Below are 22393 nucleotides of genomic sequence, written 5' to 3'. Positions count from 1 at the left end.
CCTATTTCTCCAGAGAGCGAAACATCTCGATGGCTCTCACCCGTGCAACGGCGTGATCCACCATGGGTGCCGGATAATCCTGTCGCCCCTTGAGTCGCAGCCAGTCGTGGGGCTGATGCACATACGCGGCGGGAATATCGGCCAGTTCAGTTACCCAGGTACGGATAAACTCCCCTTGTGGATCAAATCGTTGCCCCTGAGTGGTGGGGTTGAACACCCGGAAATAGGGCGCCGCGTCGGCGCCGGTGCCCGCCGCCCACTGCCAGCCGCCGTTGTTGGCAGCCAGATCGCCATCAATCAGCTGACTCATGAAGTAGTCCTCCCCGAGCCGCCAGTGGATGTGGAGATCCTTGGTGAGAAAGCTCGCCACTATCATCCGCAGCCGGTTGTGCATCCAGCCGGTGGCGTTGAGACAACGCATCGCCGCATCGACAATGGGGTAGCCGGTACGGCCCTCGCACCAAGCGGTAAAGGCATCCGGGTCCCAGCTCCACGGCAGCGCCACCGTCTCGGGCTTGAAGGGGCGATTCATGGAGAGGGTCGGGATCAGCACCAGCAGGTGGCGATAAAACTCGCGCCAGATGAGCTCATTGAGCCAGACAAAACCGGGCTGGGCCTTGGACTGGGGCCGATAGCCAAGCCGCTGCTGGAGCGCCGCCACGCACTGGCGGGGGCTGATGATGCCCGCCGCCAGATAGGGGGAGAGTACGGACGTGCCCGGAATGGCAGGAAAATCCCGAGTCTCGCCATAATCGAGCACCGCCTGCTCCAGAAAGTCATTCAGACGGCGGCTTGCCTCCGCCTCCCCCACCGGCCAGCGCGGATCAGCCGTCAGCTCGCCGAGCGCCTCATCTACCCACGCCCGTTCGGCCAGCGGCTGCCACGGCAAGGGCTCGCCACGGGGCGCAGGAGCGCGATGAATGACGAAGCCATCTTCATCGAGGGCCTTGAGCCAGGCACGGCTGAAAGGGGTAAAGACCTTGAACATCTCCCCCGACCCGGTCAGCACCCGCCCCAGCGGCAACACGCAGCAGCCATTAAGCCAGTGACAGCTCACCGCCTGCTCAGCCAGCGCGGCAGTGACAGCGTGGTCGCGACGCTGCTCATCGAGCTCGATAGCCTGATTGGCGTAGAGCTGGGTCACCCCCTGCTCTCGGCTTAAATCAGCCAACGCAGCGGGCACCTCGGCAAAGGTCTCCACGCGCAGCAGATGGAGCGGGATGCCGAGCGCAGCCAGCTCACGGCCCAATTCATCCATCTGCGCCAACATAAAGCGCTGGCGGATGGGGGCCATCTTGTGCAGCCGCCACTGGGTGGGGGAGACGATAAAGAGCGCGGCGACCGGCTCATCACCGGCGCAGGCATGCCGCAAAGCCGGGTTGTCGGCAAGGCGCAGATCGTTGCGCAACCAGACCAATTTCATGATTTTTTCCTCCCGCGTCCGCTGGTGCCAGCCGCAGCAGGAGCTTCTGCCATCAGCTCGGCGAGGCTCGCCTGCCAGCCCTGGGCGCTAAGCCACTCGCTATCGTAGAGGCGTCCCAGCTCGCCAAACAGGCGCGTGCCAGCAGGCCACCCGGCGGCCAGCTCCTGCTTGCCAAGCCCAGCCCCCAGCAATACCAGCCAGGGGGTGACGGCGCGCCCTTCCAGCAGGCTGGCATGGCGCGGCTCCACCGCACCCAGCAGTTGCACCTCATAGCCCTGACCGATCAGCTCGTAGGCGGCCCACACCAGATCGAGGGGGCCGACCTGTCCCCAGCTCGCCAACGTGATCGGCATCCCCTTCTCCTGCTCGATGAGGTGACGGGCGAAACGGGTATGGAGCCAGCCCAGCCACACCTGTTGCAGCAGCTCGCCATCGGGCCGCTCGCGCCACAGCCCGAGCAGTCGCTCCACCAGCGGTTGCAGCACCCGGCTGCGCACCAGCTCGAACGGGTAGCTCGCCAGCAGGTCGTTGAGCTCGGCCTCCGCCTTGCGCTGATTGAAGGCGAGCAGCGCCTGACTGAACTGCTCCAGAGTCTGTTGCCAGTGATCGCTCACCGGCTCGGCGTGAGGTTCGCTCAAGAGCCCCTTCACCTGCCCGATACTCACTCCCCGCTCCAGCCAGCTCAGGATCTCGCCGATCTGGCGGATATCCTGCTCGCTGTAGAGGCGGTGGCCCTTTTCGGTGCGGGCCGGTTGCACCAGACCGTAGCGGCGCTGCCAGGCGCGCAGGGTCACGGCGTTGACGCCGGTGAGGCGGGAAACCTCGCGAATGGGGTAGATCCCCTCATCAGCGAGAGGTGCAACTTCTTGCGATAAATCAGACATACAACGTCCATCAAACAGAAGGGTGAAGTGCCCCGGCGCAAGCCATGCGCCGGGGCAACAGAACGGATTCAGAGCCCGTAACGCAATTTGAGCGTATCGGGATGGGGATTGAGGTACACCTGCTCGGCGAGATAGGGATTGGGGTACTCGCGCAGGTAGTGGCGGATCAGGGTGAGCGGCACCAGTAATGGGAAGATGCCGGTGCGGTACTTGTCGATGGTATCGGCCAGCTCCTGCTTCTGGGCCGGGGTCAGCACCCGCTTGAAGTAGCCCTGCAGGTGCATCAGCACATTGGTATGGCTGCGGCGGTTGGCCCGCAGGGTCAGCGCCGTCATCAATCCCTTGATGTAGTTGTCGGCCACCTCCTGCAGGTTGGCGGCTTTGCCCACGTTGCCGAGCAGCTTGCCGAGCGCTCGGTAATGGGTAGTGGCGTGGGAGAGCACCAGATACTTGTAGCGGGAGTGGAAGCGGATCAGCGCAGAGGCAGTGATACCACGGGCACAGAGCTGCTGCCAGTCGTGATAGGCGAAGACCCGCAACACGAAGTTCTCGCGCAATATGGGATCGCACAGGCGGCCATCTTCCTCTACCGGCAGCAAGGGATTGGCTTCCATCAGCGCCTTGGCAAACAGGCCGATCCCCTCCTTGGCGCTCCCCTCATTGTTGGCACCATAGACCTTGACCCGCTCCATGCCGCAGCTGGGGGATTTGGCGCAGAGGATATAGCCGGAGATAAAGTCGAGCTGGCGGGCTTTCTGCTCGCTGAAGGCAATCAGCTTTTCGGTGACATCGAAGCTGCCATTGCTCGCCTCGGCGCGGATTTCGCCGTTGCGCTTGACCAGCCGGATAGCGGCGCGGGGCGCCCCGAGGCCAATGGCCATCTCGGGACAGACGGGGTGATAGTCAAAGTGAGCGCCAAGATCCCGTTCGCAGAAGCTGGAGCGCTTATGGCCCCCATCGAAACGCACCTCTTGGCCCAGCAGGCAGGCACTGATACCGACTTTAATCTTGTACATGACATCACCCCTTGTATAAGTCTTGATTCAGTTATAGCAGTTATACAAATAAATGGAAGTTGTATAACTATTGCGGACTGATACGACACAAGGAGAAGAAAGGGATCACCGCAAAACGAAAAAACCCATGGCGAACGCCATGGGCAAAAATCAAGACACTACGGACTACAGGAAGGGGGATTAGAAGCTGTACTTCACACCCAGGCTGGAGATGGAGCCTTTTTGCAGATCCCAGTTACGATAGGTGTAATCGGCAGTCAGCGCCCAGTTCTGGTTGAGCTTGTAGGCACCGCCCACCTTGAAGTCGTGCATATCGTCGGTCATGTTGGCGTAGCGATAGGCGGTGGAGAGCTCGATATCGCCGATGTCGTAGCGCAGACCCACTTCACCGTACATGCTGCCGTCGCTCTTGCGGGTGACAATATCCCAACCCTTGAGGTCATAGCCCTGCTCGCGCTCCATGGTGTAGCCCATCAGACCGGTTTCACCGTAGAGATTCAGGCCGGTACTGAGCGGAGTGAAGACACCGATACCCAGGCTGCCAATCCCCATGCTGTCATTGCCGTGCTGGGCAGAGGTGCCCTCGGAGAGCAGACGGCCGTAGAAGTTGTTGGCGAACGATTTGGAGAGATCCAGCGTCACACCACCAAAATCGCGAGTCCCCTCACTGCTGGCATCACGGGGGAACAGAATCTTGTTGTGGCTCAGATAGTCGGATTTGGTGTGTGCCCAGGTCAGGCCGCCCTTGGCGTAGCTGAAGGCATCCTGCGCCATGGCAGAAGTAGAGGCAAACCCGGCCAGAACCAGAAGAGAGATAGTTGCTTTTTTCATGATGATAACTCCATGTGATTGGGCCCGTTGCTAGCGAGCTGGTATGGAGTCATTGTGCGGCGAGGTTCCCTGCTTGCCGAGCGGCAAGCTGTTGCAAAACCATGTCAGATGTAAGCAGATATTGCTGGGGGTGACAGCGGCAACAAGTTGCCGGCCCACACGGTTTGCATGGGCCGGATCCGCGAAAAATCAGCGGAAGACCACCTCGTCAATATCGACCCGCACCAGCGGCTGACCGCTCAATCCGGCAGGACGGGGGATCTCGAGGGCGAGCGATGGACGGACTTGCCCCTTGCGCAGATAGGTCTCCGGCAGGCGGTTCTCGGCGACCCAGAAGCGGGCCTCCTGACGGCTCAGCTGCACCCCGTCAGCACTAAACAGGGTCACCATGCCACGCACCCCGACCACATTGCGGCTACCGGTATTGCTCACCATAAAGGTCAGCGCCAGCGGGTCAGATCCCTCGATTTTGTCCAGCTTGACCAGCACACCGTCGCGCGCCATCTGGGCGAGCAGGTCCGGATTGGCCTTGGCCTGATCGGTCAGCACCGGGGCAGCGACCGCCACCACGGCCCCCGCGTTCCCCTCGGCAGCAACGCCCTGCACGGGTTCTGCCGGTTTGACCACCAGATACTCCCAGGTGAAGTCATCGTTGAGTTGAACCTGCCGGCCATCGGGCAGCGTCACCTGAGAGAGAGGAGCCGCCTGTGCCAGCACGGGAGTGAGACACAGGGCAACCAGCAGACGGGACAAGGGTTTCATAGGGCGAAGCTCGGTAACGGATGAAAGGGCGACAGTATAAACAGTCCCGTTACCCCTTGCCTATGACAGCACTCACGTTCTTGCCCCCCGATCCTCCCGCAAGCTAGATGGCGAGATCGTGCCGCTCTTTCTGCGCCATATCCAGAGTCACCAGATCGAACTCGGTTCCCTTGAGAGCAGACAAAATATCCGATTGCATATCAAAGGCCTGCGCACGCTGATGCTCGGGCAGACGCACTCGGGCCAGGGTAGTGGAACAGTCGCACAGGGTATGGAAAAAGACCTGCGCCTCATCCAGCCCCATGTCGGCCAGTATCTGCTCGGCCTGATCCACCATCCGCAGATAGCGCTGTTTGAGCAGCCGTGGATTGGTGAAGCGATTGCTCAGGCAACCGTTGCTCCCCTTGCCCCAGCGGCCGAGCTGACGCTTGTTGAAGCCATAGCGAAAATCGCGGCTCATCACCCCGTTGTCGGCAAAAAACCAGATGGTATTGGCAGGCAGAGAACCAAACTGAGCCAGATAGTCATCCCGCTCCTCTACTGCCGCGGGGATCAGCAAGGGCAGGTGTGCCCACTCGGGACGGCTCTGCACATGCTCACCAATGCGGCGAACCGGGTCGATCAGCCCTTCCATATTTGGCAGGCGATCACAGAAGACGATCTCGTCGCTCTTGACGATCCAGTGCTCGATGCCATAACGCTGGCAATAACGGCGGGCTCGAGCCACTTCGCTGCGGCTGCGGGTCGGGTTATCGAGGGTGATGGCGCGGATCTTGACGCCGCTGGCACGGCACAGATCGATGCTGTAGCAGGATTCCAACCGTCCCGAAAAAGAGACAATCAGCTCGTCAAAACTGGCCAGTCGCTCAATCAGCAGCTGTTCCCTGGCTTGAAAAGAGTGATCATATCCCTGATTCAGTACAACAACATTGGCACCCATTAAACAGCTCCGAATGATGAACAGGTGCAGCATTGTGCGGGAAACAAGCTGAATAGACCCTTACAGAGTCCGGTTAAAATTAAAACTTGATGATTATTTCCTGTGATTCTGCCGCTAAATCTTCATTTTGGGCGTCATAAATTCGCAATCTGGCCTGACAAACCTGATGGGCCCGCAAGAAACCCTGTGCCTGCTCCAGCGAGATGAAGGTCAGGCGCCCTCCCTCGCTGTCGGTCAGACAGAGGCACTCCCCTTCCGCCTCGATGCAGAGCTGATATCCGCTGCCATCCTTGCAGGCGATGATCAGGGTCGCCTCGGGATAGTGACTCAACCAGTTGCGAAACCGGCCATGCTCCATAGTGCTCCCACAGGGGCATCACCCCTTGCCGGTGGTGGGCAAACAGCCCAACTCACCCAACTGCTGGCGGCAACTTGCCGCGTTGGTGAAGACGATCCCCCTGATGCCGAGGGCCTCGGCGGCCGCAATGTTGGCGGGACTGTCATCGATGAAGAGGCACTCTGCCGGTTTCAGATCGAACGACACCAGCAGATAGCGATAGATATCCGGCTCCGGCTTCATCATCCGCACCCGCGCCGAGACCACCTTGCCGCTGAAGAAGCGCCAGAAATCCTGATGCTGCTCCAGCCAGTCGATGCTGGCATGGCCCATGTTGGAGAGGGCATACAGGGTGTGCCCCGCCCCGTGCAGCTCGGCTATCAGGGTTAGCATAGCGGGATCTGGCTGCAGGGAGGCGGGCACCGCCTGCAAAATGGCCAGATTCTCCGCCGCCGTGAGGCCGGTGCGCGCTTGCGCTTCGCGGGCCATGGTGTTGAGCGACATGGTGCCTCTGTCCACCTCCAGCCAGTCCGGGTGGTTAAAGAGCTGTTCCGCCAGCTGTTCGGCTCCTTGCGAGCCACGCACCGAACGCACTATGCCGACCGGATCCCAGCTCACCACCACCCGTCCCAGATCGAAAATAATCGCCATCGTCTTTACCTCCCCCACTGCGTTTCAGTCGTCAAAACAGCGTCAACAGAACATCATTCACACGCCATTTTCTTAACCGGATACCCTGCCCCCATCCCCGCCCGCGGGCAAGTTTTACTTGCATCAGACCGGCAAATCCCTTAATGGTTAGGGCGTTACCATCAGGATTTTGACCATGCAGCCAACATTCTTCTTTGCTTTCTCGTTTATCCGGCCCGCTTGAGGGAAGGCCTGTCGTCGTGTGAGCAGAAAGCAAAGACGAATCGAGCCTCCCCTAGCGGAGGCTTTTTTTTGCATTAATATCAATCGATTACTTGGATAGGGAACAATCATGGCAACGCTCGACGAGATCAGACAAGACATCACCCGGTTGGATCAGGAGCTGCTTGCCCTGCTGGCGAAACGCAAGACCCTCAGCATCGAGGTGGCCCGTGCCAAACAGGCCAACCCGCGCCCCATCCGTGACCACCAGCGGGAGCAGGAGCTGCTGGTCGCCCTGATCCAGAAAGGGCGCGTGCTGGGGCTGGATGCCCAGTACATCACCCGCATCTACCACACCATCATCGAGGACTCGGTACTCTCCCAGCAGGCTTATCTACAGAGCCTGCTCAACCCGGAGCAGCAGGAGCCGATGACCAGCGTCGCCTATCTGGGGCCGCGCGGTTCCTACTCCAGCCTTGCCGCCCGCAAATATCTGGCGCGCTACAAGGATCAGGTGATCGAGGTGAACTGCCAGAATTTCCGCGAAGTGCTGGATGCGGTGGAGTCGGGCCGCGCCGCCTTTGGCGTGCTGCCCATCGAAAACACCAGCTCGGGCTCCATCAACGAAGTCTATGACGTGATGCAGCACACCAGCCTCTCCATCGTTGGCGAGCTCACCTACCCCATCGAGCACTGTATCCTCACCGCCGTGCCGACCGAGCTGAGCCGTATCAAGACCTTCTATGCCCACCCGCAGGTGTTCCAGCAGTGCTCCCACTACCTGAGCAAGCTGGAAGGGGCGCGTCACGAGATCTGCGACTCCTCCTCCAGCGCCATGATGAAGGTGAAGGAACTGGCCAGCCCGGAGGCCGCGGCCATCGGCAGCGCCGCCGGTGGCGAACTGTATGGTTTGGATGTGCTAGCCGAGCAGCTCGCCAACCAGAAAGAGAACTACAGCCGCTTTATCGTGGTGGCGCGCAAGCCCATCGACGTGGCGCCGCAGATCCCGGCCAAGACCACCCTCATCATGTCTACCTCCCAGAAGCCGGGTTCGCTGGTCGAGGCGCTGCTGGTACTGCGTAGCCACGAGATCAACATGACCAAGCTGGAGTCCCGTCCGGTGCAGGGCAACCCGTGGGAAGAGATGTTCTATCTCGATGTCTCCGCCAACCTGCAGACCCCGGCGATGCAGGCCGCATTGGTGGAGCTGACCAAGATCACCCGCTATATCAAGGTGCTTGGCTGCTACCCGAGTGAGGATGTGAAACCCACCGCAGTGCCGCCGGTACTGATGGGGAGCTAACCAGCCCAGAACGACAAAAGGCGAGCACCCTGCTCGCCTTTTGTTTTGATGCCTGTTTTCATGGCAGGCCCATCAACTCAGAACTGACCGGCCATCAGCTGGTTGATGTTGTAGAGGGCGCGGGTATCGAGCTCCATCTCGGTGGCATAGGTGTTGCCGCGCGGATAGGAGGCAACCACCCGAGCACCGCGCACCACACCCGCCACCGACACATCCAGCGAGTTGGAGGTCTGGGTCAGATCGCGGTAGCTGCTCTGGCCGCGCACCTGCTGGCCATTGAGCTGCTCGGCCAGCTCGCGATAGGCATCCATCTTGGAGGCGCGAATGGCTTGCAGCATCTTCTCAGACTGGGAGGGGCCGGGCTGGATGTCGATCACCGCATACCCCACCGCCTTGAGCACCGGAAAATCATCGGGCTTGCCACCCTGGGTGTAATCCACCACCCGGTTGTAGCTGCAACCGGTGAGCAAGAGTGCCAACAGGCAACCAAACAGGATTTTCATGATTCGCTCCTCATGGGGTCAGGTTGACCAGATGGCCACCCGGTCTGGCCTGACTGTCACGCATCAGATAACCGCGATTGATCGATGCCCGGCCAAACGAGTTGTTGGCACCGAACAGATATTGTTGCGGGATCAGGCTCTGGGCCGTGGTCTCCACCATCTTGGTGCGCATGTCGATAACACGGGCGTTGACCAGGATCCCCTTGCTGTTGCGGCTGAAAGTGCCGACCAGAATGCGAGAGATAGGCAAACGGGAAGAGAGATCCTTGTAGTTGCGGCTCAGCACGAAATCCCCCTGCGGCGTCACCTTGATGCTGCCGGTCAGCTTGAAGTCCACCACCACCTCGCCGCGGCGGTTCAGCTCGTAGATAAAGCTCTCTTCAATCTGTTGCCCCATCCAGTTGGTATCCTGCAGGGTATCGAGATCGACAAAGGAAGCCACTGCTATGGGTTCGGTCAGGGTGGTCAGCGATTTGCGCTCCATCAGCTGATCGGTCATGCGCGCCACCAGCCAGTTGAGCTCCATCCCCTGCGCCGCCTGGCGGGGGTCACCCTGATCCCGATTGATAGGGTCGGAGCCGCATCCGGCCAATGCCAGGGCGAGCGCCAACGCCGTGATGAGTTTGTTCATGGATACCTTTCCTGTATCTGCACCTGACTTATTATCGGACGCGCCGGACAAAGCTTGAGCCGGGAATGAGGCATGATTCTTGCTTTTTAATGGTCATTGTCAGCGCCAGCGTGCGCTGCCACCCGGCAAGTGTTGTGATCCATGTCGGCCAGCGGGCGCCATTTCCTCAAAAATGGCGCGGCTGCCCGCCAACTCAAGGTATCTGTTATGAAATTACCGCTGCTGTTAACCCTGCTGCTGGCCAGCCTGAGCGCCCGCGCCGAGCTTATCGAAGCACAGGGCAGCGCCGCCATTCTGGGGGGCGATGAAGTCTATGCCCGCGAGCAGGCAACCCGCGATGCCCTGCGTCAGGCCCTGCTGGCAAGCGGCGCAGCGGTTTCCAGCGTCCAGCGTCTGGAAAATGGCAGCCTGCGCTCCGAGCAGATCCAGATCCGCTCCGGCGGCGATATTCGCCAGTACCGGCTCAAGCGGGAAGAGGTGCGCAACGGCCGCATGTACATCACCCTGGTGGCCGATATTCAGGCTGAGCGCCAGATCTGCCAGACCCAGCACTTCGCCAAGGATTTGACACTGGTCAGGCTGCGGATGCGCTATCCGGATCAGGCCAGCTATGGCGCTATGGACGACATGCCGGAAAACCTCTCGCGCCGACTGTTCGAAACCCTCGCCAACGCCCCGCAAGGGGTCGCGGTGCGCCAGTGGCTGGATGAAAACCTGCGCATCGATCCGCTCCATCTGCAACAGGGGGATCGCAGCGCCCTCGAGGAGATCAAGGCGCTCAGCCTGCGTACCGACAGCCAGTATCTGGTGCTCGGCAGCATCGACGATCTCTCCATCGAGCCGCAGGGCAACCAGCTGACCAGCTGGTATGAGGATCCGGTGCGCAACTTTCGCATGCAGCTCTACCTGTTCGACGGCATCAACGGCAGTCTGATCAACCGTAAGGTTTACGAAGGACGTGCCACCTGGACCTTTGGCAAGCGGGATCAGGTAGGCAGCAGCAGCGGCCAGTTCTGGCAGTCAAGCTATGGCCAAGAGGTCAACTACCAGTTGCAACAAGCCGCTCAGGATCTGGTGGCCCAGCTCACCTGCGCCCCGGTCACCGCCCGGGTGGTCGGCCAAAACGAACGCGGCCCCTACATCAATCTCGGCCGGCGCAACGGCGTCAAGCTTGGCGATCAGTTCCGCATCCAGCACAACGCCGACTTCATCGACCCCTACGGCAAGTCGCGCATGATGCGCAACCCGGCCGACGGCCTGTTCGAGGTGGTACAGGTCTTCGACGATGGCGCCATCATCAGCAGTCAGAACAAATATTCGCCGTTTAACATCCAGAATGGGGATTTGGCAGTATTGGAATAAGAATCAAGGGTTTAAAAGGGAGTTGCTTCTTGTATAATGCCCGCCACACAGCTCCCGTAGCTCAGTAGGATAGAGCGGTCCCCTCCTAAGGGACAGGCCACTGGTTCGACTCCAGTCGGGAGCGCCATACAAAACAAGGGGTTAGCATCATAATGGTGCTAACCCCTTGGTCGTTTTGGCCTCGTACCCCTCTCCGTACCCCTCCAGCGCAGTTCATTGCACAACACCATTATGCTGTAACGCCCCTTGAAATAATGAGCATTTAATGGCAAATGAATCCTATTCAATAATCTTTCAAACCTACATCACCCCCATGAGTTAGCAGGCTGATGTCTGCATTTCACAATTCTTGGAGGAGATATGGCTCACCTAATCGACACCATGGCCTATACCGGCCAAACCCCTTGGCATGGCCTTGGCAATGTTTTGCCCCCGCAACAGTCCCTAGATATCTGGCTACAGGCTGCCGGGATGAATTGGACTATTGAGCAGAGTGACGTAATGTTTAACGTCGTCTCCGATGCACTCCATATTCGCCCTTATTCAGACAGCAAGGTTTTGTACCGCTCTGATAATCTGGAGCCTCTATCCGTCGTCTCTCGTCGCTATAACGTGGTACAGCCTCACGAGGTGCTGCACTTCTATCAAGACCTAGTGGAAGCCGGTGGTTTTGAGCTGGAGACCGCGGGCTCGCTCAAAGGAGGCCGCAAGCTGTGGGCACTGGCTAAGACCGGCCAGGACCTAAAACTCAAAGGCAATGACTTGGTAAAGTCCTATCTGCTGCTGGCAACCAGCTGCGACGGCACACTCTGCACCACGGCGCAGTTCACCTCGCTGCGAGTAGTCTGCAACAACACCCTGCAGATGGCACTGCGCGGTGCTACCGGTGCCATCAAGGTGCCCCACTCCACTCAGTTCGACGCGGCAGCGGTCAAAGAGTCCCTCGGGCTGGGACTCTCCCATTGGGATGAGTTCAAGGCACAGACCAAGGCACTGGCACAGCGGCCCGTGGCCCCCGAAGAGGCACTACGCTTTTTCAGCGCCCTGTTGGCGCAACCGCTGGATGAGGAGAACATCATCCTCACCAAGCCGGTACAACGGCTGCATGAGCTCTATCAGGGCGCAGGCATGGGCTCAGAGCTTGCCAGCTCCCGCAATACCGCCTGGGGGTTGGTCAATGCGGTCACCGAATACGTGGATCACCATCGCCGTGCCCGCAGCCAGGATCACCGGCTCGATTCCGCCTGGTTTGGTCAGGGTGCCCAACTCAAATCCCAAGCCCTGAATCAGGCACTCACTCTGCTGCAGTAATTCCTCTTCCCCATTCAAACCGCATAACGAACTCACCCGGACTGGCGCATGCCAATCCGGGCGTTGCCATTTATGCCGTCAAAAAGGAGTCGTCATGAAATCAAAAGCCAAATACGGCCAAGCCCTGCGGCTGGCCTCCACTACCCATTTAACCCGCGAGCAGTGGCTCGCTATCCGCAAACTCGGCATTGGCTCCTCCGATGCCGCCGTGGCAGTGGGGCTCTCCCCCTACAAATGTCCGCTCAGCCTGTGGCTGGAAAAGACCGGTCGCAAGGAGCCGGAAGATATCTCCCACAAGGAAGCGGTGCTGTGGGGCATCGAGCTGGAACCGGTCTTGGCGCAGGTCTATGCCAAACGCACTGGCTTTCGTGTTCGCCGGGTCAATGCAGTGCTGCAACACCCCGAGCAACCCTTCATGCTCGCCAACCTCGACCGGGAGGTAGTAGGCCATCCTGATGGACCGGGCATTCTGGAGATCAAGACCGCCAGCTATCACAGCGCCCCCCTGTGGGAGGAAGGAGTGCCGGTGGCTTACCAGTGTCAGGTGCTGCATCAGCTGGCCGTCACTGGCCATGCCTGGGCTGAGGTGGCAGTGCTCATCGGCGGCCAGGATTTTCGGATTTACCGCATCGAGCGCGATGAGGAGAAGATCCAAGATCTCACCGAGCGGGAAGCGCAGTTCTGGCAGATGGTGCAACAAGACCAGCAGCCAGAGCCTGATGGCTCCAGTGATGCCGCCAATGCCCTGAGCTGGCTGTTTCCGCATGACGATGGCCAGACGGTGGATCTCTCCGATTCCCCCGAGTTCAACCAGCTGTTTGGCGAGCTGCTGCGATTGCGCGAGCAAAAGGACGCCGTCGAGCTGCAGGAGTCGCAGCTCAAGCAGCGGTTGCAAGCCACTTTGGGTGACGCGACAGCCGGGTTGTTTGCCGATGGCAAGATCACCTGGAAGCGCAGTAAAGACCGGCTGGCACCGGATCTGGATAAGCTCGGTCAGGATCATCCCGACCTGCTCACCCGCTACGTCAAACCGGTGCCCGGCGTGCGCCGTTTCACCATTCAACCCTTGAGGCAAACACCATGATCAAAGGACTGGCGATTACGCCGCCCGTGATCGGGCGGATCTGCATCGGCAAGCTGGTGCAAAAACAGGATAAGTGGGTACCGGAGAAGGACGACAGCTTCACCCTCACCACCCAGGTACAACAAAAGGGGGGATGGTTGATCCATCCCTTGCACCAACACTACTCATCGCAGAAAAGTGGCCAAGGGCAGGAGCAGACCAAGATCCGCGCTATTCCGGTGCGAGTGCTGTTCAACGACAGCGACTTGAATCTGCGGGCGGAATATAGCGCGTTTGACCGGCAAACCGGCAGGCAGCTGTGTGTCGGCAATGGGGAGGTGGCAAGACGTGTGGGGGCGCAAGGCATGGAGGAGGTCAGCTGCTCTGGACCAGAGCGCTGTGCCTTTGCCGGGCAACAGGACTGCAAGCTGTACGGGCGACTGAACCTTTTTGTGGAGGGGCAAGGGGATGAGCTGGGCAGCTTTATCTTCCGCACCACCGGCTACAACTCGGTGCGCACCCTGGCAGCGCGGCTCAAGTACCTGGAGGCAGTGAGTGGGGGCCATACCCGCTATCTGCCGCTCACCCTGCGGCTGCGGGCCAAGAGCACTACCCAGTCCTACCGCACACCGGTCTACTACGTAGATTTGACCTTGCGGGAAGAGACCAATCTGACAGAGGCGGTCAGGCTGGCGCAGGAGGCCGCCCAGCGTGACCAAGAGGCAGGCTTGGCCATCGACCGGATGGAGCAGGCCGCTCGTGAGTTGCTGCGTAACGGCCAGTTTGAGGATATCGATGAAGAGGTGCCGATGCTGTTGGAGGAGTTCTATCCCGAAGCCAACTGCGACGAGACGGCGAATGGTAACGCTGGTGTAGAGGCGACAACCTCGCATGCCGCACCGCAGAGCCAAGCAACCAGAACACCACAGAGGCCACAACCAAGAAGGAGTCCGCTCACCAACAAATTGGGGAAAGGGAGCCCATCCCCTTCCCCAGTGAATGGCGGATGATCAGCGGGGACGCGCCAACCGCTCCACCAACCGTTCTACCGTTTCCAGCAACAGGGTTCGGTCTGCATCATCGAGCCGAGCCAGTTGCTGGCTCAGCACAATGCCCTGCTCGGTCGGGCGGTTACTGGTCTCACGCAGAAAGTCGGCCAGCTCACAACCAAACAGTTGAGCGAGCTCCGCCAGCCGCACCACGGTCGGCACCACAATTCCTCGCTCCATTCGAGAGATGGCTTCCATCCCGATATTGAGGTGTTCAGCCACATGCTCTTGCGTGAATCCGGCTTGAGTACGCTTGTGGCTAATCGCCTTGCCAACGCTCTTGGCTAACAGCTCAAGGTTGATATCTGTCATGGGTCCTCCAGTCAACCTCTATGGTTGACCATGGACCCATTGACGATAAGGACTCAAAAGGTAGACTAAAGACTTAATGAGTCCACAAACGGCAATTGATGCTGATTTGACACAGATGCGAGGCCCTCAACCAATACACCATCGTGACCAACTCGCAACAGGTGGGCTCCATAAGACACTTTTACTACACGACCAAGGAAACAAAACATGGAAAGACTGACTTATGAAGATCTAGGTACTGACAAGCTGGCCTCACTGATCCGTGCACGAAAATCTTTCGAAGTCGTGGGGCTATCGGGGCGAATGAGCGCCGCTGTGACAAAACTTGAAAACAGCATCGAACCAGCCGGACTGAAATGCCGGGTCTATACCAAGGGCCGGATCGCCGCAGCAGGGGCCAGCGTCTTTGGCGGTATTACCGGTCTAGCCGGGATCGCATCTGCCGTCACCATCGCGGCACATAATCTCGCCACTTACAATCCAGACTATGAAATCGTCAAGCACTTGGTGGATAACTCACTCAGCGTGCTTTACAAAAAATAACCACGTTAATGGCTCATCTAAATCCTTTAGCCTTTAGGAGTCACAGGGATGAACAAACTCATCATTACCTCAACAGCACTGCTACTGTGCAACAACGCCCTGGCCTATGGCGAGGCCGGACGCTGGAGCAGCGGCTGGGGTCAGGGTACCAGTGAATATACGGCGGTGGTCAACGAACAGAACCATCTCTATATCGCCTGTAATGACACCCGCAAGGTCAGCATGACGGCTACCGTGCAAGGCAAGGAGTACGGCTCTTATGCTGGGCAAGCTTTCACCATCATCGTCGATGGCAGCCAATACGATGCGCCCTATGAGACCGAGTCTCGTGTCGGTGAGAACAATTTCTTCGACATGTGGGGCAAGCTGCGCAAGGCCAAGTCGATCAGCATTTTAACGGCTGACGGCAAGCAACTCGCACTGCCAACCAAAGAGGTCGCATCTGTACTGCCCGCCACTAATACCCCTGAGTTTGACTGCTTGATGTGGGACGAATAGCTCACATCCATTCCCATCCAAGAGGAGGCATTTGCCTCCTCTTTTTATTTCTGCAATTCACCCACCCGTAAAGGAGACGCACTATGCCCCCCTGTATTCCCCCTGAATGCGAGCCGTTTGATCACCCAGGTTTTTGGCACAAACTTTGGGCCTTCGCCAAACGGGCCGGTCGGCCCTTTATCGAGACCTGCCTGTTGCTCTACTACACCAGCCAGAAGGATGACCTGCCGCTTTGGGCTAAACTGCTGATCTACAGTGCGCTGGCTTACTTTATCTCACCGATCGATGCGATCCCGGACATGTTACCGATGGGGCTCACCGATGACATCGCGGTACTCAGTGCGGCGCTCGCCAGCATTACCGTCTTTATTGACGCCCAGATCCGTGCCCGTGCAGCCAGAAAAATGCGCGAGCTGTTCGGCCAAGATTAAACCCCACAAGGAGTACACCATGACCATTCCCTTTTTTCGGGATGGCTTTGCCCTGCCCGTTGCCCAAGCGTTGCTGGTTCTGCTCAACCAGGAAGTCGCTAAAACCGAGCTCAATCTAGAGCGCTTAACCCAACTGACTTTCAACTTCCGCAACCCCGGCTACAGTGTCGAACAAGGAGGTGTGCATCCGGTCGAGATCCGCTTGATCCGTGGGCTCGATGGCTGGCTATTCGATTACGTCACCGACTTCAGCTACCAGGGGCTTGGCCAGGATGCTGAGCTCTGCAAAGAGCTCGACTTCAACCTCTCCTGCGACGAACACTATCTGCTGGGCTGGGGACCACTGCCCGGCGTGGAAGCTCGCGAACTGTTCACCCTGTGGCAGAGCAATTTCATTATCTACGCCCAGTTGGGGTATTTCACCGTCACGGTCAGTGGGGAGTAGGAGGTGTGTGATGACTAACGAACTGCCGCTCTCCCATTACTCACATCAGTGGCTGGGATTGGTCGCGGCCAAGGCTAAGCTAACCCCCACCCTCAGTGGTCAGTGCTGGTTGCTGCACCTGACTCCTGGTAGCCCAAACGCCCGCATCGTCACGCTGCATCTGCGCTGGTCTGGGGTGCAGTGGCAGCTGCTCTCCCTCACCAATGCCGAGGACTGGCACGCCATGAGCCAGCCCGTGGATGAAATCTGTGTGGACCCAAAACGTCGCTGTTTCTGGCGCTGTCAGGCTGGACCGGTGCCACTCACTGAGCAGCCCCGTGTGCTGGGGAGCTTTCTGAGTGACCTGCAGCGTACCTGCATCCACCACGGCTACCGTGTGAAGAGTGACCCCTTACCTCAAGAGGAGGCGAAAGATGCCAAAACAACCGATAGCCGTTGAGCTTGAAGCGATTAATCGAGATGGCGAGACGCAGGTGGTGAGTGACAGTGGCCTGACCGTACACGGCTACAGTGTCTACCTGCGAGCGATGGAGGCAAGCGAGCTGGCCCTGGCTACCTGGGTAGCTGACTACGACACCATAGGATCGGCCTACCAACTGGCAGAACGGCTGAGTGTGGCACTCGCTATCCCGCTCAACGTACTGGTCCCCGGACCGCTGATGCCGGTGAAGCGTGCCCCTTCAGCCGGAGCAGGAGCAGAAGCCGCCACCAAAGCCAACTGAACTACCCTCAAAGTGAACCAACAACCGCTCCACCTTTAACCCCGACATGCTTCATGCGTGCCGGGGTTTTGTTTATTTGGAGAATTCCACTATGCGTTACCACAAGCTGAAAGCCGGGGAATGCCGCGGCACTTATGTCGTCACCGAACCAGTGACCGAACAAGACCTGCTGCGTATTGCCAACCAAATTGCCCGCAAACGCTTGGCTAAAGGCACCGCCATCACCAGCACCGCGGAGGCCGCTGAGCGGCTGCAAACCCTGCTGCAGGACCGGGAGCATGAAGTGTTTGGCGCACTGTTCTCGACTCACAGCATCGCGTGTTAGCCTTTGAGGAGCTGTTTCGTGGCACCTTGGACAGCGCCAGTATCTACCCACGGGAAGTGGTCAAACAGGCCTTGTTACTCAACTGTGGGGCCATCATCGCGGTGCATAATCACCCCAGCGGTGACCCTGAACCCAGCCACTCTGACCGGGTCTTTACCCAAGCCCTCAAAGAGGCCTTGGCGCTGGTCGATGTGCGATTGCTTGACCATCTGGTGGTCGGTGCCGAGGGCGTAGTCTCGCTGGCCGAGCGAGGCCTGCTATGAACATTCCCCCTGGCAAATCACACCTCACCGTCATCGATATCCTCATCGAGTGGCGTTGCTGGCTTGCAGACAACGTCCAGATGCAGGCAGCGCCCGCTATCGTGGCTCACCTGCCGAGCGGCCACCAACTCACCCAGGCCGACTGTGTCGAAGCTATTGATGCGCTGCTGCATCAGCTACGCCATTAGCCAAGCCAAGAAGGGGCAAACATAGTGCGATTACCTAACCCCTATTCCCTTGAGGAAACGCTGGGCAAGTTGCGCGATGGCCTGGCTGTTACCTGCAATGAGGGAGCGCTGGCATTGTTGGAGAAGGCCCTCGCCAAGGACTGTGATGACCGGCGTTATGCCAAGCAGCTTGAAGAGACCTTGCTGCAAGGATCCACCATCGAGATCCGTGAATGCCTCAGTTGCTTTGGCGACTACTTCGAGTGCTCCAGAGACGCGCCGCCCTATTACCCGTACCACGATGCCGTCAACGGCATTGATTGTGCGCTCTACGCCACCCTGTTTGATGCTGCTCACCCAGACGCAGAGCAGGCGCACGAATAATGCCAGCATCCCCAAACCCGGATCATCCGCACCAATACCATGATCTGGATATTCCGACACAACCCCCAGGGCCACCTCACCAAAGGTGGCCTTTTGCATTTCAAGGAGTTATTCCCATGTCTGCCTTCATGATCGATCGCCAGGACTACCTGGCCTTTGCCGTGCAGTTGCACCGCTTTTGCAATGCCCCGATGCCACCGCACTACACCCTTGAGTTGCTGCGTACCCTCTGGTGGAACCCGCCAGCAGACACGACCAGTACCTGGACGTGGCGGGTAGACCGGCTGGTACGGTTGATGATGCTCGCCAACCGGCGGGCGGTCTGGCATCGCTATCAGCTGGGGCGTCAGCAGGACCACAAGGAACCACGCCAGCACCGCTCTACCAAACTGAGTCCATTTAAACCTGCCCATCGTTACCATCAGGCACCACTCACCGATGCCGAACTGGTGGCGCTGTACAAATTCACCTGCTGCGCCCTGTACCAGTCGAGCGAATGGACCGGGAGCCCTGAGCAGGCCCCACGGCTAGTGAAGGTGATACAGCAGTTTCAGCAAGCGCTGGCGCAAGACGTGCTGACCCGGTTGTCACTGTGGGAGCAAGCCCCTTGGGGAGAGATGCGATGAATATCTCCATCACCCTGACGATGACGGGGTCACCACCGAGCTCCACGGCCCACCTGCCCCAACGCATCTCTGATGACATGGCACACCTGCATCATCGTCTAGGGGATGGGGTCAGTTATGAACTGGGCATCAGCATCAGTTACCTGGTCAAGCAGTTTGCGCTGTTGGCAGCGGCCTACCGTCCACCAGCTGAAAGGGAGAAACACCCATGATCGAGTTCAACGATAGCTTTAGCCAAGCCGCCGTGGCAGAGGCCATGTGTGCCCATCCAGGGCTCACCAAACTCATCAGTCAACAATTGATGCTGCCGGGCTTTGCCTATGCCCACGATGTGGAGGGGCGGCGTATTGGCAGTCCGCTGATAGCCCCTAACCCGTTGCTGCACAAGACCACGCTCTTTGTCAGTCCTCGTGATATGCGTGAACACCTGCCACGTGAGATTAACTTCGCCCGCTTTCGCTGTGCTTGTAATGCTGCGGGTCAGCCGATCGGTGAGTGGCAACGGGTGATTGTCGGAGCCTACGTCAACCATGGCAGCAACGACGCGCCGGATTGGAGCAGCCATACATGACAACGCCCCCAGCACCACTAATAGCGCCTAGACAGGCTCCCCGCGACTGCACACCACAACCCTATACAGCCCCTCACACCGAGGGGCTGTTTGCATTTGAAGGACGCCCAACCATGCATGACGTGCGTGATTACAACTCTCTGTACGCTCGGCAGATAACCGCTGCTATCGGTCAGCTCAACCACAACACTGCGCCGAAGATAATGACCCACCTTACATTACGGGCTAGGCAACCCCATCCGCTCGGTAATGGCCGCAGCAGAGCCAAGGCCCTCAAGCTGCTGCGTCGGGTCAAGAAGACCCACAAGGCGGGGCGTATCCCGCTTGAGCTCACGGTGACAGGCTGCCGTATCGACCGAGGCAGCCATCAGGCTGACCGCTACTACTACGACCGCACGCTGCTAGCCCAAGGCTGGCAGCAGTACGACACCGAGGAAGATGCATGGTATTTCGGCATCTGGATTCACGCAGAGATGCTCGAGACCTTTACCTATGCTGATGGAGACACTAACCATGTGACTGCACCGAACATCGAAGCGTTTCGCTCTGAATTGGCGCGACTTTACAAGTACCACCCGCAAGCCCCGGCATTTATCAGCATCGACCAAGATGCTGGCGTTGTGACTCATCATTTTGAAGCCAAACCGAAGGTGTGACACGGTGAGGAACACCAACATCAAGGTACCTAGCAAACACCACAGGCCAATGAGTCTCTTCAGACTATCACCACAAAATGCTCTAATGCCGCCTTTCTATTCCTTTATCGAATGTGAGTTGAATAAATAATGTCGGCCATCCTGCACCCAGCCAGTTGACAACGATGTTTTAACCCATAAGTACACTCACTAAGCTGTGGGATATGTCGCGAACTTAGTCCACGTGACTATCTTGGCCGTTTAAACAACAAGATATATTTCAGGACAACTGAGATTTGAGCTACACAGGCCAGGAGAGCACGAATCGGCTGCCTCCACGCCCGGTAGGTTGGCAAACCGCACTGCCACCGTGCGCCTCGGCAATGGCCTTGACCACGGCGAGCCCAAGTCCGGTGCCGCCACTCTTGCGCGAGCGTGAGGGATCTCCCCGACGAAACGCATCGAAGATACAGGCGGCGACCTCCTCGCTGATGCCAGGTCCCTCATCTTCCACACTCAGGACGCACACACTCTCCGAGCGATGCAGCCGCACGGTCAGCAGGCCAGGCAGCGCGTGCTTCTGGGCATTTTCCAACAGCGCCATCAGAGCCTGACGGATGCGAAACAGATCGCAGCAGACATGAAGTTCGCTATCGAGCTCCCGCTGCAACACAAATCCACTCGCCGCCAAAGGGCTGGCAAACGCCTCAAGCACCACGGCAAGCTCGTCGGCCAGCCTGACCTCGGTCTGCTGCAACTCCAGATGACCGCTGTCGTTGAGGCTCAATACCCGCAAATCCTCAATCAGGTGATTGAGCCCCTCCACCTGACGCAGCAACCCCTCGAAGAGTTCGCTGCTGGGAGGAAATACCCCTTCGGCCAGCCCCTGCAAGCGGCCACGCAAAATGGTGACGGGAGTGCGCAACTCGTGGGCGATGGCAGCATTCCAGAACTCCCGCTCGCGGGTCATGTTCTGCAGCCGCTCAGCCATGGTATTGAAGTCGCGCACCAGTTGCGCCGTCTCCCCGATCGCCTGCTCATCCTCCGGCACGCGGGCATCGAGTTTGCCCTCGGCCACCTCGCGCAGGCTGGTTGCCACCGAGTTGAGCGGAGTCAGGATGCGGCGAGAGAGGCGAACCGCCACGTACAGCGCCATCCCCAATGCAATGAGAATGGTGGAGCCGATCCATAACATCTCGACTCTGGAGGGCACCCATGTTTCGGAGATGCTGCCCGGTACAAACGACACGGCGATGCCATAAAACACATAGGTGCCGATCACCGCGAGGGAGATGATGCCAAGCGTCATCAGACCCAGAGAGCGGATGATCTGCTTGCGAAGGCCTGGCGCCGATCTCATGCATCGCCCCCGAAGCGATAGCCAACGCCCCAGACACTGGCGGGGACTCCCTGAATGCCGTGTGTCTCCAGTTTTTTGCGCAACTTGCTGATGTGACTATCTACCGTACGCTCTTGGGTATCCCCCTCCGGCAAGCAGTGAGTCAGCAGTTCGGCGCGACTGAACACCCGTTTAGGCGCCCGCATCAAAGAGGCGAGCAACTTGAACTCGGTCAAGGTCAGCTCCAGCACCTGCTGCTTGTCATCGCGGAAAATGCTGGCCTCGTGGCTCTCCAGATCGATCTGAAACTGGCCGACCCGCAGCACGTTCGCCGTGGCAGGCTTTACGGCCCGGGTGCGCCTGAGCACGGCCTGCACTCGCGCCACCACTTCGGCCGGATTGAAGGGTTTGACCACATAGTCATCCGCCCCCATGCGCAGCCCCATCAGCTTGTCGAGATCCTGATCGAGGGCGGTCAACATGATCACCGGCGTATCGCCGCGCGCCCGGATCTCGCTGAGCACCTGCCAACCATCCAGTTGCGGCATCTGCACATCCAGCAGCAGGAGATCGGGTTTGAATGCCTTATGAATGGCCAGCGCTTCACGGCCATCGGCGGCATGAAGGGTACGCAAGCCGTGGCGTTGCAGGTAAGCGGTGAGGATGTCGGCAATCTCGGCTTCATCCTCTGCAATCAGTACCAGTGACTGGCCCGCCGGGCTGGCGGAAGCATTGATATGGGACATAGTCGGACTCGAAAAAAGGTGGCGTTGAACTTTATCATCGCCTCCATGGATTCTCCACAAAGCCTCGAATCATTCGCAATAGCCCCTCGCCATAATGGCCGCTCGATGCACTCTACGGT

At 58.9% G+C, this 22393-nt stretch carries 30 protein-coding genes, 1 tRNA gene, 1 pseudogene and 1 other annotated feature; of the genes and pseudogenes, 19 read left to right on the top strand and 13 right to left on the bottom strand.

Translation table 11 applies throughout. The features are described 5' to 3' along the window. Position 1: 1 nt before the first annotated feature. The 8 genes from phrB to BN1115_RS18880 form a co-directional block, all read right to left on the bottom strand. Positions 2-1423, bottom strand: a complete 1422-nt coding sequence (gene phrB / locus BN1115_RS18915) for a deoxyribodipyrimidine photo-lyase (protein ID WP_042658378.1) — start codon at positions 1421-1423, stop codon at positions 2-4. Then, complete coding sequence (locus BN1115_RS18910; RefSeq protein WP_042658377.1) at positions 1420-2307, bottom strand: MerR family transcriptional regulator; 888 nt, start codon at positions 2305-2307, stop codon at positions 1420-1422. The genes phrB and BN1115_RS18910 overlap by 4 nt, the downstream gene beginning before the upstream one ends. Before the next feature lie 68 nt (positions 2308-2375). Further along, on the bottom strand, positions 2376-3323 hold the full coding sequence (locus BN1115_RS18905; protein ID WP_042658376.1) for a YbgA family protein: 948 nt from the start codon (positions 3321-3323) through the stop codon (positions 2376-2378). Between the two features lie 180 nt (positions 3324-3503). Next, positions 3504-4154: an outer membrane beta-barrel protein gene (locus BN1115_RS18900; protein WP_042658375.1), complete on the bottom strand. Its 651-nt coding sequence runs from the start codon at positions 4152-4154 to the stop codon at positions 3504-3506. Positions 4155-4343: 189 nt separating this feature from the next. Next, positions 4344-4916, bottom strand: coding sequence for a DUF3157 family protein (locus BN1115_RS18895; RefSeq protein WP_042658374.1), 573 nt, complete (start codon positions 4914-4916; stop codon positions 4344-4346). Positions 4917-5019: 103 nt separating this feature from the next. Further along, entirely contained in the window at positions 5020-5856 is an 837-nt protein-coding gene (locus BN1115_RS18890; protein WP_042058310.1) for an adenine nucleotide alpha-hydrolase family protein, read from the bottom strand. 79 nt (positions 5857-5935) lie between these two features. After that, positions 5936-6214: a DUF6482 family protein gene (locus BN1115_RS18885; RefSeq protein ID WP_042658373.1), complete on the bottom strand. Its 279-nt coding sequence runs from the start codon at positions 6212-6214 to the stop codon at positions 5936-5938. An 18-nt stretch (positions 6215-6232) separates the two neighbouring features. After that, entirely contained in the window at positions 6233-6844 is a 612-nt protein-coding gene (locus BN1115_RS18880; RefSeq protein WP_042658372.1) for an HAD family hydrolase, read from the bottom strand. Between the two features lie 171 nt (positions 6845-7015). Continuing rightward, positions 7016-7137 (top strand) — a sequence feature (Phe leader region). 38 nt (positions 7138-7175) lie between these two features. On the opposite strand from BN1115_RS18880, the gene pheA reads away from it, so the two are divergent. Beyond that, on the top strand, positions 7176-8348 hold the full coding sequence (gene pheA / locus BN1115_RS18875) for a prephenate dehydratase (protein ID WP_005343631.1): 1173 nt from the start codon (positions 7176-7178) through the stop codon (positions 8346-8348). A gap of 77 nt (positions 8349-8425) precedes the next feature. On the opposite strand, the gene BN1115_RS18870 is transcribed toward pheA, so the two are convergent. Beyond that, on the bottom strand, positions 8426-8851 hold the full coding sequence (locus tag BN1115_RS18870) for an LPP20 family lipoprotein (protein WP_005349622.1): 426 nt from the start codon (positions 8849-8851) through the stop codon (positions 8426-8428). Positions 8852-8861: 10 nt separating this feature from the next. Continuing rightward, positions 8862-9482, bottom strand: coding sequence for a FlgO family outer membrane protein (locus tag BN1115_RS18865; RefSeq protein ID WP_042058296.1), 621 nt, complete (start codon positions 9480-9482; stop codon positions 8862-8864). Positions 9483-9689: 207 nt separating this feature from the next. Here BN1115_RS18865 and BN1115_RS18860 point away from each other — a divergent pair, with 207 nt between their 5' ends. The 5 genes from BN1115_RS18860 (at position 9690) to BN1115_RS18840 (ending at position 14228) form a co-directional block, all read left to right on the top strand. After that, complete coding sequence (locus BN1115_RS18860; protein ID WP_042658371.1) at positions 9690-10844, top strand: flagellar assembly protein FlgT; 1155 nt, start codon at positions 9690-9692, stop codon at positions 10842-10844. 50 nt (positions 10845-10894) lie between these two features. Further along, positions 10895-10971 (top strand) — tRNA-Arg (locus BN1115_RS18855). Positions 10972-11204: 233 nt separating this feature from the next. Next, positions 11205-12155, top strand: coding sequence for a DUF932 domain-containing protein (locus BN1115_RS18850; protein ID WP_042658370.1), 951 nt, complete (start codon positions 11205-11207; stop codon positions 12153-12155). Positions 12156-12249: 94 nt separating this feature from the next. Next, positions 12250-13239, top strand: coding sequence for a YqaJ viral recombinase family nuclease (locus BN1115_RS18845; protein WP_042658369.1), 990 nt, complete (start codon positions 12250-12252; stop codon positions 13237-13239). Continuing rightward, on the top strand, positions 13236-14228 hold the full coding sequence (locus BN1115_RS18840; protein ID WP_042658368.1) for a recombination directionality factor: 993 nt from the start codon (positions 13236-13238) through the stop codon (positions 14226-14228). The genes BN1115_RS18845 and BN1115_RS18840 overlap by 4 nt, the downstream gene beginning before the upstream one ends. Here BN1115_RS18840 and BN1115_RS18835 read toward each other — a convergent pair whose 3' ends face one another. Beyond that, positions 14229-14579, bottom strand: coding sequence for a helix-turn-helix domain-containing protein (locus BN1115_RS18835; protein WP_042658367.1), 351 nt, complete (start codon positions 14577-14579; stop codon positions 14229-14231). 207 nt (positions 14580-14786) lie between these two features. Here BN1115_RS18835 and BN1115_RS18830 point away from each other — a divergent pair, with 207 nt between their 5' ends. The 13 genes and pseudogenes from BN1115_RS18830 to BN1115_RS18770 all read left to right on the top strand — a co-directional run bounded on the left by BN1115_RS18830 (position 14787) and on the right by BN1115_RS18770 (position 20210). Continuing rightward, the gene (locus BN1115_RS18830; RefSeq protein ID WP_042658366.1) at positions 14787-15122 is read left to right on the top strand and encodes a hypothetical protein; all 336 of its coding nucleotides are present in this window, start codon (positions 14787-14789) and stop codon (positions 15120-15122) included. 48 nt (positions 15123-15170) lie between these two features. Then, the gene (locus tag BN1115_RS18825; protein ID WP_042658365.1) at positions 15171-15620 is read left to right on the top strand and encodes a hypothetical protein; all 450 of its coding nucleotides are present in this window, start codon (positions 15171-15173) and stop codon (positions 15618-15620) included. Positions 15621-15703: 83 nt separating this feature from the next. Then, positions 15704-16051 carry a YkvA family protein gene (locus BN1115_RS18820; RefSeq protein WP_042658364.1) on the top strand — a complete coding sequence of 116 codons (348 nt, stop codon included), beginning with the start codon at positions 15704-15706 and terminating at the stop codon, positions 16049-16051. A gap of 19 nt (positions 16052-16070) precedes the next feature. Further along, complete coding sequence (locus BN1115_RS18815) at positions 16071-16496, top strand: DUF2787 domain-containing protein (RefSeq protein ID WP_042658363.1); 426 nt, start codon at positions 16071-16073, stop codon at positions 16494-16496. Between the two features lie 10 nt (positions 16497-16506). After that, positions 16507-16935 carry a hypothetical protein gene (locus tag BN1115_RS18810; protein WP_042658362.1) on the top strand — a complete coding sequence of 143 codons (429 nt, stop codon included), beginning with the start codon at positions 16507-16509 and terminating at the stop codon, positions 16933-16935. After that, entirely contained in the window at positions 16910-17218 is a 309-nt protein-coding gene (locus BN1115_RS18805; RefSeq protein WP_042658361.1) for a hypothetical protein, read from the top strand. Before BN1115_RS18810 ends, BN1115_RS18805 begins: the two co-directional genes overlap by 26 nt. 91 nt (positions 17219-17309) lie before the next feature. Next, positions 17310-17806, top strand: a pseudogene (radC, locus tag BN1115_RS18800) (RadC family protein). After that, positions 17803-17994, top strand: a complete 192-nt coding sequence (locus BN1115_RS18795; protein ID WP_042658360.1) for a hypothetical protein — start codon at positions 17803-17805, stop codon at positions 17992-17994. The pseudogene radC and the gene BN1115_RS18795 overlap by 4 nt, the downstream one beginning before the upstream one ends. Positions 17995-18018: 24 nt before the next feature. After that, a complete protein-coding gene (locus BN1115_RS21990) occupies positions 18019-18357 on the top strand; it encodes a hypothetical protein (protein WP_244152299.1) in 339 nt (112 codons plus the stop codon). 116 nt (positions 18358-18473) lie between these two features. Continuing rightward, positions 18474-18983 carry a hypothetical protein gene (locus BN1115_RS18785; protein WP_042658358.1) on the top strand — a complete coding sequence of 170 codons (510 nt, stop codon included), beginning with the start codon at positions 18474-18476 and terminating at the stop codon, positions 18981-18983. Further along, positions 18980-19195, top strand: coding sequence for a hypothetical protein (locus tag BN1115_RS18780; protein WP_042658357.1), 216 nt, complete (start codon positions 18980-18982; stop codon positions 19193-19195). Before BN1115_RS18785 ends, BN1115_RS18780 begins: the two co-directional genes overlap by 4 nt. After that, positions 19192-19554 (top strand): hypothetical protein, encoded by a 363-nt coding sequence (locus BN1115_RS18775; RefSeq protein ID WP_042658356.1) that lies wholly within the window; start codon positions 19192-19194, stop codon positions 19552-19554. The genes BN1115_RS18780 and BN1115_RS18775 overlap by 4 nt, the downstream gene beginning before the upstream one ends. Before the next feature lie 113 nt (positions 19555-19667). Beyond that, on the top strand, positions 19668-20210 hold the full coding sequence (locus tag BN1115_RS18770) for a hypothetical protein (protein WP_042658355.1): 543 nt from the start codon (positions 19668-19670) through the stop codon (positions 20208-20210). Between the two features lie 280 nt (positions 20211-20490). Here BN1115_RS18770 and BN1115_RS18765 read toward each other — a convergent pair whose 3' ends face one another. Together BN1115_RS18765 and BN1115_RS18760 are read right to left on the bottom strand one after the other, a co-directional pair. Next, positions 20491-21549 (bottom strand): ATP-binding protein, encoded by a 1059-nt coding sequence (locus tag BN1115_RS18765; RefSeq protein WP_042658354.1) that lies wholly within the window; start codon positions 21547-21549, stop codon positions 20491-20493. Beyond that, a complete protein-coding gene (locus BN1115_RS18760) occupies positions 21546-22274 on the bottom strand; it encodes a response regulator (RefSeq protein ID WP_042658353.1) in 729 nt (242 codons plus the stop codon). Before BN1115_RS18760 ends, BN1115_RS18765 begins: the two co-directional genes overlap by 4 nt. Positions 22275-22393 lie beyond the last annotated feature (119 nt).

It is taken from the genome of Aeromonas allosaccharophila, assembly GCF_000819685.1.
GTDB lineage: Bacteria > Pseudomonadota > Gammaproteobacteria > Enterobacterales > Aeromonadaceae > Aeromonas > Aeromonas allosaccharophila.
Note: the sequence above shows the minus strand (reverse complement) of the source record. Positions and strands in the feature narration are given on the sequence as shown.